Here is an 8,109-nt window from a genome sequence, read left to right on the forward strand (position 1 = left end):
AAGCAAAGGTTGATTTCCTAACTATCGGGCAGTATCTGCAGCCTACAAAAATCGTGCTGAGGTCGCAAAATATGTTACTCCGGAAGAGTTTAAATATCTAGAGCGAGTAGCAAAAACAAAAGGATTCTTGATGGTTTCGGCAAGCCCGCTAACCCGTTCTTCATACCATGCCGATGAGGATTTTCAAAAATTAAAAGAGAATTATCAGCAGCGTCATTGCGAGGAGGCTTTGTTGTGTGGATCAATTTCACCTCTGTCATCCCGTGGCTTGACACAGCGGATTTTATCGGTCCACGCAATAATGCCTTTAGTCGCTCGCAATGACGAAAAAACAAGTCATGAAACAAAGCTTAAAAAATAAAAAATGATAAACGTAGAAATTGTAAGAAACTACAATAAATGGTGTGAGCATGAGCAGATAAATAAGAGTTTAATCAAAAAAATAACTCAAAATGTTTTATTGCGATTTGATAATTTTAGTAAAATAAAACAACTTGAATTATCAATTTTACTAACAAATACTGTAGAAATATTGACCTTAAACAAACAATTTCGTAATATAGAAAAAGCTACTAACGTTCTTTCTTTTCCAAGCAACGAATTAAATTGGCAGGATTTATATTCTAAACTTGAATTTTTAGGTGACTCTGATTATATGCATTTAGGTGATATAGCATTTTGTTATGAGGTAATATATAATGAATCGTGTGAGCAACAAAAAACTTTTGAGAATCATTTTATTCATCTTTTAATACATAGTGTTTTACACTTAATTGGGTTTGATCATCAAAATGACACAGAAGCAAATATTATGGAAAATCTAGAAATTGAAATATTATCATATTTCGGKATTTCTTCCCCTTATTAACTAAATAAAAAAATTTATGTTAAAATCTTCAAAAAAAGAAGATTCTAGTAAAAAAAATCAAAATAATAAGTTAATTTTTACTGTACGAAAATTATTCTCTCCGATAAAAAATTTTTTTAGAAAAACAAAAACGCCTGATAATTTTTTTGGTGTCATAAAACGCCTTAAAATTAATAGCCAAAAAATGACTTTAGACGAGCGTAATATTTTAGCTAATTTATTGAAGCTAGAAGATAAAACTATTGAAGATATAATGGTACCGCGTTCCGATATTGCGGCAATAAAATTAACTACGAATCTAGAAGAATTAAGTGAGTCTATTAAGTTAGAAGTCCCACATACACGAACTCTTATATATGACGGTACTTTGGACAATGTAGTAGGGTTCATTCATATCAAGGATTTATTTAAAGCATTGGCTACAAAGCAAAACGGTCGTTTAAAAAAGCTTATACGTAAGCATATAATTGCAGCCCCTTCTATGAAATTATTAGATTTGCTAGCAAAAATGCGTCGTGAGAGAACACATATTGCAATAGTTGTTGATGAGTATGGCGGTACTGACGGTTTAGTTACTATTGAAGATCTTATAGAAGAAATAGTAGGACGAATTGATGACGAGCATGATCAGCAATTAGATAGCGATAATTTCAAGGTTATTAATAACTCAACAATTATTTCAAATGCACGTGTTGAAGTAGAAGTACTTGAAGAAATAATAGGAGAAAAGCTAAAAAGTGATGATGATGAGTTTGATACGATAGGTGGATTAGTATTGACTAGAGTCGGTAGTGTCCCGGCTATCGGTACTAGAATAGATATTTCAGAAAATATTGAAATTGAAGTTACGGATGCAACTCCTCGTTCTTTAAAACAAGTCAAAATTAGACTAAAAAACGGTTTGAATGGTAAATGAATACGAATTTAGAGTCTGTTTGTCCTCTAAATTCGTTAAAAACGTTTAGTCTTGATGGAGGTGTATGCCATCTCCTACTAATTCAAGTCCTTCTTGGGTATTTGTTTCCATACAATAATTATAACAGGCTTCTCCTACTTTAATTGCAGCCAATGTTCCCATTATGCCGGCAGCACATGCCATAGTAATTTTTAAAGGTGGATCAATTACTACTACATAAATTCCAACAGCACATGCTCCTACTACCGCAAGCTTACCATACCAAGGGTTTATATCATCACTTCTAAATAAATCGACTATTTTGTTAACGCGAGTTTCGTATTAATAGAGGAACTGAATAGCTGATAGTAACTGGGTTACGAGGATATTAGTAATATTGTTTTTGTTATAAAATGTACTTAAAACTGCATAAATTTTTAGTAAATTGTCTTTTTTGACTATAACTATTAAATTGTAAAACTTGTCACACCTCTTACAAACCTTGAAAGGATAAGCATTATAGCATATTCATTAACCATAATTTAGGCATCTTAATACGAAACTCGCGTTTTGTTAAGCATAAAAATAAACCTAATTAGTTAATATTAAATTTTAGAAGCATGATATATAACTAAGTATTAACTAATTGTTAATAATAATTACCATAAAACATGGAAAATATAATTTTATGACATTATTTTCATTTGACTTAGCAGAGAAATTTGAGTTAAATATCGAAGCTCGATACATAAAAAATTATCATTATGAATGAATTACATATTAAACTACAAAATTACAGTAGCACATATCCTGAAGAAATTGTTACAAAAACAAAAATGCTTGAATTTTTAAATGAGTATGAAAACCCTTTTAGCCGAGATTTACAAATAGGACATTTCACAGCTTCGGCTTTTTTACTTAATAATGATAAAACTAAATTTTTATTGATGCACCATAAAAAGCTTGATAAGTGGCTTCAACCAGGCGGTCATTGTGATGGAGATAGTAATATATTAAATGTAGCAGTTAAAGAAGCTATGGAAGAATCTGGAATTAATGAGATCAAAATGATAAATAAGGAGATTTTTGATATAGACACCCATTATATTCCGCAAACTCATAAGGAGCCTGCTCATTATCACTATGATGTACGATTTTTACTAAAAACAGTAAATAATGATAATTTTATAAAAAATAACGAATCGAATGAACTTAAATGGTTTAACTTTTCTGATTATTCAAAATTAGATATTGAGCTAGAATGTTCCGTTACTAGAATGATAGAAAAGTTTATAAAAATTAACCATCCTGCTTGTTAAATATAAATTATTTCCCTATAATGGCGTTTTTTAAATAAAATGTAAATCAAATGCCATTATCTAGAATTTTTTCATTCCGTAACGCGAGTTTCGTATTAAGATGCCTAAATTATGGTTAATGAATATGCTATAATGCTTATCCTTTCAAGGTTTGTAAGAGGTGTGACAAGTTTTACAATTTAATAGTTATAGTCAAAAAAGACAATTTACTAAAAATTTATGCAGTTTTAAGTACATTTTATAACAAAAACAATATTACTAATATCCTCGTAACCCAGTTACTATCAGCTATTCAGTTCCTCTATTAATACGAAACTCGCGTGTATTTAGTCATAGTACCCTACAATTTTTGTAATAAAAGCTTAGGAGTGGTATTGCATATGGGTATTTGAAGTAGTATAAGAGTGTATTTTTTGACCATGCACAATATACTACTTCAGTCGCTGATACTAAACTTTTTTTGGAAAAGATCAAGACTAGAATGTCTTGCTGGAATGATTATGAGTCTAATTGAGAATTGCTCTGTTAGCGGTAAAAACATGGCACTTGGAATTTTGGGTAAAGCTAAACATAGTTCTAGAACCCAGAGAATATATAGGTTTTTTAGGGATCAAATATTTAATTATGATCAAGTTGCTAAGTTTATTTTAAATATTTTTGCTAATGATAAATACATTATTGTTCTGGATAGAACATGCTGGAAATTTGGCAAAAGTGATATTAATATATTATTTTTGGCCATAGTATTTGGTAAAATTTCTGTACCAATTTATTGGTATCCCCTAGAGCATTCGGGAGCTTGCTCTAGCTGGTTGATGGAGGCAATGTTAGAGAGATTTATTAATAATTTTGGAGTACATAAAATTAAATATTTGTTGGCTGATCGTGAATTTATGGGCAAAGAATGGGCTTAATTTTTTGACTACAAAACAAATTAAATTTGCGATTCCAGTTAGAAAAGATATGCTAATTCGTATTACAAATGCTTTACAAACTAAACCAGTTGGTAAAAGTTTTGATTATGTAAAAGCCCTTGAATACATTGAAGTTAAGGGTATGTTATGGGATCATGCAGTAACATTATCGGCTTATAGAAATGATAAAAATGAGCTTATGGTTGTTGCGGCTAGTGGTGATATTGATGTCAGCATTTTTGCTTTATATAAATTTCGTTGGTCAATTGAACGGTTGTTTAAACATCTCAAAAGCGGTGGTTTTGATATTGAAAAAAGCCATATAACAAACCCAGATAGATTCGTAAAATTAGTTACAGTTTGTGCTATTGCATCAGCTTTAATAATAAAAAATGGACTAATACAACATGAGATACAACCCATAAAAATTAGAACCGCTAAAACTAATCCAAAACGTTTAGTATCATTTTTTACATACGGATTAGATCATTTAAGAAACTGCCTGAAACAAGCAAGTAGCATAGCAAAGTCAGTATTAAAAAGAATTTTGGAATATGACTCAATTACTGTTTTTGATCGCTACTTCTCTACATTGTTACAAAAATTGTAGGGTACTATGGTATTTAGTACACCGATATTCTATTTGGCAGTTTGGTTAATACGCTTATCTATCAAGAGATTTGATAAATAAGGATAAGATTCTCAAAAAACCCTATCCTCTATTTATTTTTACAAATTGACTTTTAGTTTAACAAGTCCTTGATGGCTTTGATATTTTCTATGAGTATAATAATTATACTCAAGTAGAACATTTATATTCTTTCTGCTCATAAGTATATTACTACCGATATTATATCCAAGCTTAGGTTGTTTTGGTATAATAATTGTTTCTTGTAATGTTTGTACTTTAAAAGTCGCTTTTGCATTAACTTTTGTATTTTTATTATTGAAGTGACGCTCAATATTACCGTACAAACTTGGTGTTAATACTATATTACTTGTGGCCGTTATAGGCTTAAACATTATTTTACCGCCAAGGCTACTTTCAAATGATTGATTTGATTTCTTTCGAATCATCAGATTTTCTATATCTACATTATATTCTTTATAGTTGCTAGCTCTTGAATAATCATATTTAAAACCGATATTAGGAATAAAATGTAAATCGTATTTTGTACGATATTTATAATTTAATAAAGTTTGAAAACTTAAATTATTGTTTTGATATTTTCCAATTATATTATTAATACTTTTAGATTTATTCTTAATATAATTATGACCGTAAGATGTTATAGCCTGCAACGAGAAACCTTTAATTAGTTCTTTTAGACCGTAAATGCTTAAAAGATGACCGTTAACTGCTGTTTTTCCTAGTTTTTTATTATATTTAATTTGGGATTCCAAACGGCTATAAGCTATTCCTATAACATCATGACTATTGATGAATTCAGCATCGGCCCCAATAGTTACGCCGGTTGTACGACTTTGATATTTTGGAATATTCTTCCAAGTTCCTTGTTTGTTGATGCCGTATAAGCCGCTAATCCATACTCCTCTGTTTATACTAGCTTCTTCATCACCGGCCCCTATTGTAACAATCTTTAATCTATCACTTAAAATATTATAATGAACAGGTTTGTGAAGAGTTGAAGTCGCCTTAACTAATATTGCTACTTTCCTACTGGTGTCATCAGATATCTGTTGTCTCTGTGTTGCCTCATCTTGTTCTGCAATTGCTTCAGTTTTGAATGACACATCGATAGCTTCATCTTCGCTTTCTAAAGCTATATCTTTTTTTAATTCTTCGTCAGTGGTGCTATTGCTTTCTTCTAATTCTTCTTCATCAGTTTCACATCCTTTATCGTCTTCATCACTAGATCTTAATGTTAGAAGTGATTTTTTGTCATCTGATGATTTATCATTTTTGCTATCGTTAGAACTCAATAACCTCGGTGATAAAGCAGTTTTTGAATCAGATTTCTCTGACTTCTTATTGCTATCTTCAGGTTGTATATAATCCTTTGTTGAGGATTCGTCATTTGCAGCTTTGTTTTCTTGTTGGAATAATCGTAATTGTTTCGGATCTAAAAGTCCTATTTTCTTTTCCTGGTTATTATTTTCTGATTGAACATCACTACCATATTTTTGTTCTAGTTCAGCAGACTCTGCTAGTAATTGTTCAACAAATAGAAACAATTCTTTATCTTTTGCTAACTCTAAAAGTTTGGATTTATCAATATTATGTACTTCTTGTCCTATTTCAGTTCTAGGACCTATAAAATCAGAGTCAACGGAAGTAAACGCCTCTTTTACATCTTCTTCTGGATATTTTGTCAATTGCTGTGTATAAATATTATGTACTTCTTGTCCTATTTCAGTTCTAGGACCTATAAAGCTAGAGTGCATAGTGTCGACTGCTTCTTGAATTTTTGCAAAATACTTATCATTTTGATGAACTTTAGATAAATTTTTTGAATGCTCAAATGCTACTGATTCCGCTATAGCTTTTTTAAACAAATCGGCATCAGAGTATTTTGCTTTATGTCCTGCTGATTCTCGTACTGATAAAGCAAAATCTTTATATCTTACAGCTATATCGGAGCTAAAGTCATAAGTTTTTGGAGTTGTTTTAAAAGTATATGTATTTGCATTTAATTTAGTAATTCTACTTATCAAATCTTTAGTAATCCCTAAACTTGTTAGATAAGATAATTCCGAATCTTTTGAAGGCGGTGGCGGCATGTTCCCGGTATGGATGTGTTTTTTAGCTTTTTTTTGCGAGTGCTCTTTAAGAGCTCTTAATATTGTAGGCATATTTAATTTATTAGCAAGAATTCTTACTTGTTCATTGCTCATGCCTGTAAATGAAGGCAAAGCTAATCTTAATTGATCTAAATTATTATTACCTTCTAGTTTGATAGTAGTAGCTTTTAAAAACTCTTTTAATAATTCGGGTTCTTTTTCCTTTACTATAGCAATAAACTCATTTTGAGATAAATTTGCTGTAATTAATTCTTCAAATTTTATTGTGCTTAAAATAGCTATTCTTAAATCATCAAGTTTAGCCTGTGCTTGATCAGCATTAATTGTTTTTCTTAAGTTTGTATCTTCTGTTATTAAAAAAAGTAGCTTGTTGTACTATAGTTAATATATTAGGGTTGTTAATTAACTCTTTGACTCTATTGCCAAATATATCTTGATCGAAGTTTTTTGCATTAGTATAGGCAAATTCTAATTGTTCAAACGGAGTTTGTTTGCTCTTTAACTCTCTAATCAATTTTGATTTATTTAATTCAAGTTTAATAGGTCTCTTTAATTCTTCAGATATTTTACATGACGATAATAAAATACGTTTTACTGCATCATCAGTGTCTTCATTGAAAAGATTTTTAATTATCTCTTCGCTTGTTGTTGCTTTCTTACCATTTACAGTTATATCTTGTATATACGGGTCTTGAACAAGTTTGTTAAAAGCTTCTTTAGCTTTTTCTTCGATTTTAGGGGTTGAAATGCTAAATAAATTTACAAGAGTTTTCTCGTCAGCTCCTTGGTTGGCGTATGATTCTGTTAATATTTGACGTATAACATTTGTAAGATCAGCTTGTCTTTTTATAAGCTGATCCTGTAAATCATCAGCTTTTTTACCTCCTGTCTCAGCTCTATATTCTGCATATAGTTTTGCATAAGCTGTCTCTGGCTTGCTTCTTTCTGTGCTGGTTGCACTGGAAGTTGTAGGTCGAAGTAATACTTTTGATTGAACAGTAGTATTACGAGTAAACTGAGTATATAATGAATGTATGTGAGGATATTCTGCTTGTAACTTATTTAAATCAAAATTGTTAGAGTTGCTACTAAAGCCTTGAGAATTTAAGGGAGGGGGTGGGGGTGGCATACTCCCATTTAGCGGTAGAGGCGGCGGATTCGGAATACCGCTTTGTGTTTGTTCTAAATTATTTGCGTTATTACCTACTGCTAACCCTAAAATTTTATTGGTTTCATTGCTTAGTACGTTACTATTGGATAATAGTACTTTAATTACTGAATCTAATGTTTGTTTATTTACTTCTTTGGCTAGTTTAATCATATAGTCTTTATCTAAATTAGTTGTTATTA

General features: G+C 30.6%; 5 protein-coding genes and 2 pseudogenes. 6 read left to right on the forward strand and 1 reads right to left on the reverse strand.

Annotated features, from left to right (window positions below):
* The 6 genes and pseudogenes from REIS_RS12095 to REIS_RS15380 all read left to right on the forward strand — a co-directional run.
* Positions 1 to 214 (forward strand): annotated as a pseudogene (locus REIS_RS12095) (lipoyl synthase); the annotation flags it as partial.
* Between the two features lie 150 nt (positions 215 to 364).
* Positions 365 to 868, forward strand: a complete 504-nt coding sequence (gene ybeY, locus REIS_RS02110; protein WP_008579605.1) for an rRNA maturation RNase YbeY — start codon at positions 365 to 367, stop codon at positions 866 to 868.
* A gap of 16 nt (positions 869 to 884) precedes the next feature.
* Positions 885 to 1,784, forward strand: coding sequence for a hemolysin C (gene tlyC, locus REIS_RS02115; RefSeq protein WP_008579606.1), 900 nt, complete (start codon positions 885 to 887; stop codon positions 1,782 to 1,784).
* A gap of 866 nt (positions 1,785 to 2,650) precedes the next feature.
* On the forward strand, positions 2,651 to 3,082 hold the full coding sequence (locus tag REIS_RS02120) for an NUDIX hydrolase (protein ID WP_256377134.1): 432 nt from the start codon (positions 2,651 to 2,653) through the stop codon (positions 3,080 to 3,082).
* A gap of 539 nt (positions 3,083 to 3,621) precedes the next feature.
* Positions 3,622 to 3,996, forward strand: a complete 375-nt coding sequence (locus REIS_RS02125) for a hypothetical protein (RefSeq protein ID WP_206740593.1) — start codon at positions 3,622 to 3,624, stop codon at positions 3,994 to 3,996.
* Positions 3,997 to 4,000: 4 nt separating this feature from the next.
* Positions 4,001 to 4,606 carry a transposase gene (locus REIS_RS15380; RefSeq protein WP_008579611.1) on the forward strand — a complete coding sequence of 202 codons (606 nt, stop codon included), beginning with the start codon at positions 4,001 to 4,003 and terminating at the stop codon, positions 4,604 to 4,606.
* Positions 4,607 to 4,725: 119 nt separating this feature from the next.
* Here REIS_RS15380 and REIS_RS02130 read toward each other — a convergent pair.
* Positions 4,726 to 8,109: pseudogene (locus REIS_RS02130) on the reverse strand (autotransporter outer membrane beta-barrel domain-containing protein); the annotation flags it as partial.

It is taken from the genome of Rickettsia endosymbiont of Ixodes scapularis, assembly GCF_000160735.1.
Taxonomy (GTDB): Bacteria; Pseudomonadota; Alphaproteobacteria; order Rickettsiales; family Rickettsiaceae; genus Rickettsia; species Rickettsia tamurae.

Bases quoted from the DNA above. Each gene is read 5' to 3' on its own strand.
- tlyC (WP_008579606.1), top strand. From the start codon at position 885: ATGTTAAAATCTTCAAAAAAAGAAGATTCTAGTAAAAAAAATCAAAAT.
- REIS_RS02125 (WP_206740593.1), top strand. From the start codon at position 3,622: ATGGCACTTGGAATTTTGGGTAAAGCTAAACATAGTTCTAGAACCCAG.